This is a genomic window from Micromonospora andamanensis, assembly GCF_016863495.1.
Taxonomy (GTDB): Bacteria; Actinomycetota; Actinomycetes; order Mycobacteriales; family Micromonosporaceae; genus Micromonospora; species Micromonospora andamanensis.
Window position 1 is genome coordinate 1 of the sequence record NZ_BOOZ01000099.1, and the last position, 3,277, is coordinate 3,277.

Sequence of the window (3,277 nt, forward strand, 5' to 3'; positions counted from 1 at the left end):
AGTACGACATCGCTTGAGTTCGTCGGCGTGTGTCTGGTTCTGAAGGTCCTTGAGCTTGTTGATCTCGCGATGTGGATCCATGGTTGTGTTCTGAAACCTTCTCGGGAATCTTGAAGCTGCTTCGGATCGCCTGGAGTGGTTTCGGCTGGCGTGAACGGGAGGTTCTTGAGTTGGGGTTGGCGGTCGTCCGGGATCTGCGTGACCGGCGTGCGCCGGCGTCGGCCGAGGAGATCGAGCGGTTCGAGGTGGATGTTCTGGCCGGGTTCGTGCTGGCGCGGGCCTCGGCCGGCTTGACCGACGGCACGGTGCGCGGTGATGTCAGCCAGCTGGAGCAGATTCGGGATTGGTTCGGCCGGCCGCTGTGGGAGATGGAACCGGCGGACGCGGACGCCTACTTCGGTCGCGTGCTGCGGGGTGCGCCGTCGGGCACGAGGCTGGCCCGCTCGCAGGCGCTGCGCATCTACTTCGCGTTCCTTGAGCTGCGCTTCCAGGCGGAACTGCACGCGCTGACCGGCCGGATCGTGGCCTGTCCGATCGACGAGATGAACCGGCCGCGCGGGCGTAAGGACGCCAAGCTGCGGATCCCGCCGAGCGCGGAGGAGATCGACACCTTGTTCACGGGATGGGCGGCGGAGCTGACGACGTGCCGCAAGTTCGCGCCGACAGCCCGCAACTACACCGCGGCGAGGTTGATGGCCGACGTCGGGCTGCGGGTCAACGAGGCCCGCAGCCTGGACCTGGACGACATCAAATGGGACCTCGGCCCGTTCGGCAAGCTCCACGTCCGCCACGGCAAAGGCGCCAAGGGCTCCGGTCCCCGCGAACGCATGGTGCCGCTGATCAACCACGCCGGCCGCACCCTCGCCTGGTTCGTCGAGGACGTGTGGGCGCACTTCGGCGGCGACTACCAGACGCCCGGCACGCCGCTGTTCTGCTCGGAGCGCCTCGGCGCCGGTCGGGTCAGTTACGACGTCTTGCGCGCCGGGCTCGCCGCCGCAGTCGCCGCGCACCTGCCGACCTGGACGGACAAGCTGACCCCGCACGTGCTGCGGCATTACTGCGCGTCGCAGATGTATCTCAACGGGGTGGACCTGATCGCGATCCAGGAGATGCTCGGGCACTCCTGGGTCGCCACGACGATGAAGTACGTCCACGTGCACCGCACCCGGATCGAACAGGCATGGCTCGACGGGCAACGACGTGCCGCCCGACGACTGGAAGGACTCGGCTGAATGCGGTGGAACATGCGCCTGGTCGCGGCTCAACGCGGCATCTGGAAGGCCTCCGAGTTGCAGCAGGTGTTCGCCGAGCACGGCCTGGTCATCTCCGCGGGGAAGATGTCCGGGCTGTGGTCCGGTCAGCCCGTGACGATCAAGCTGGCCGACCTCGACGTGATCTGCGTAGCGCTGGACTGCCAGGTGGGTGACCTGCTGATCGCTGAACCCGACACCGTGTCCCGGTCCACCCCGGAGGCTGCGAAGCCCGCTGCGGACGCCACCGCACCGGTTCCGCTCACCCGGGTGGTGCCCCGCCGCCGCGACGGCCGGTCGCTGCCGCCGCGCTGACCGGTGGCCGCCCGCGACCATGACGGCACCATCGTGCCGCGAACCGTCACCAGCTGCGCGGACTGCTTCGCCTGGGGCCTGACCTACGCCCAGGGCATCTGCATGCCCTGCTACAACTTCGCCGCCCCGCACAAGGGCTACCCGAGCGGCGAGTGCGCGGCCTGCGGGCGCGTGCAGCGGCTGAAGCAGGGCTACTGCCGCCTGTGCTGGTGCCAGGCCCGCGAGGACCGGACGAGGCTGGCCAGCGACGCCCGCTCGGCGGTGGTGCTGGCCCCTTACCTGGCCGGAATCCGCTGGCAGCAACTGTTCCTGAGCCTCAGCGACCGCCGGCAGGCGCCACCGCGCACGGCACCACGCCGCTACGGCACCAAAGGGCGGCCATCCAAGCAACCACCACCGCACGCGGCCCGCCCTCGCAGCGCCTGGTTGCAGGAGCCGCTGCTGCCGCCGGGGCCACGCCACTACCGCGCCGTTGTTGATCTGCGCGCCGGGCCGCCACCAGACAACCCCTGGCTGGCCTGGGGCCTGCACCTGGCCCACACCATCGCCGAGGCCCGCGGATGGGAACCCACCGCGCAGCGCGCGATGCAGCGGGTCCTGGTCATGCTGCTCGCCGAGCACCGCGAACCCGACCGCATCCGCGTCAGCGACTTCGCGGCCGTCACCGCCCGGCAATACATCAACCTCGACTACGTCGTCGAGATCCTCACAACCATGGACATCGTCGACGACGACCGGCCCGCCAGCCTGGAAGGCTGGATGGCCACCCGACTCGCCGGCCTGCCCGGCCCGTGGCGTCGGGACCTGAGCAACTGGGCACGCATGCTCCGCGATGGCAGCCCGCGAAGCCGGCCCCGCCACGAGGGCACAGTCCGCACCTACGTCGCTGCCGTGATCGACGCTGCCGCCAGCTGGCCGCAACGCGATCACCTCCGGGAAGTCACCCGCGCCGACGTCACCACCCACCTCGCCACGCTGCACGGCCGACGCCGTGAAGCGGCGACGACCGCTCTGCGCGGCCTGTTCCGATGGGCCAAGACCCACAAGCTGGTCTTCCGGAACCCCACCCACGGCCTGCGAGGCCCAAAGGTGCCCGACCCGATCTGGCCGCTGCTGGAACCAGACGACATCAGCGCCAGCGTCACCGCCGCCACCACCGCCCAGGCACGGCTCTGCGTCGTGCTGGCCGCCGTCCACGCCGCCAGACCAGGACAAATCCGCGCCCTGCACCTCGACGACGTCGACCTCGCCGGCCGCCGAATCATCATCGCCGGCAATTCCCGCCCGCTGGACAACCTCACCGCCCAGGCGCTGCTCGACTGGCTGACCTACCGACGCGAACGCTGGCCCAACACCGCCAACCCGCACCTGCTCGTCAGCACCGCCAGCGCCATGAGCCTCGCCCCGGTCAGCGCCACCTGGATCCTGAACCTGCGCGGCCTGCCCGGCACCCTCGAACGACTGCGCATCGACCGGCAACTCGAGGAAGCCGTCACCACCGGAGCCGACCCACTGCACCTGGCCGCCGTCTTCGGACTGAGCGAAGGCACCGCCATCCGCTGGGCCACCAACGCCCGAGAACTCACCGGCGGCCCTCACGCCGACCGCCTCCCCGAGTTGCCCTGAACCCGGGTGTCCGCATGGCATGATGTCCCCTCAGGACACCCGGATTCGCCTTGCGAACACTTGGGTTCAGCCGAACTCGCAAACTT

General features: G+C 69.8%; 3 protein-coding genes. All 3 read left to right on the plus strand.

Annotated elements, in window-relative coordinates:
- The first annotated feature begins 110 nt into the window (after window positions 1-110).
- The 3 genes from Van01_RS32590 to Van01_RS32600 are packed head-to-tail and all read left to right on the plus strand — an operon-like array spanning window position 111 to window position 3,191.
- Window positions 111-1,232, plus strand: a complete 1,122-nt coding sequence (locus Van01_RS32590; RefSeq protein ID WP_239099446.1) for a tyrosine-type recombinase/integrase — start codon at window positions 111-113, stop codon at window positions 1,230-1,232.
- Window positions 1,233-1,565: a helix-turn-helix domain-containing protein gene (locus Van01_RS32595; RefSeq protein ID WP_204015790.1), complete on the plus strand. Its 333-nt coding sequence runs from the start codon at window positions 1,233-1,235 to the stop codon at window positions 1,563-1,565.
- A gap of 33 nt (window positions 1,566-1,598) precedes the next feature.
- A complete protein-coding gene (locus Van01_RS32600; RefSeq protein WP_239099447.1) occupies window positions 1,599-3,191 on the plus strand; it encodes a site-specific integrase in 1,593 nt (530 codons plus the stop codon).
- Window positions 3,192-3,277: the final 86 nt, after the last annotated feature.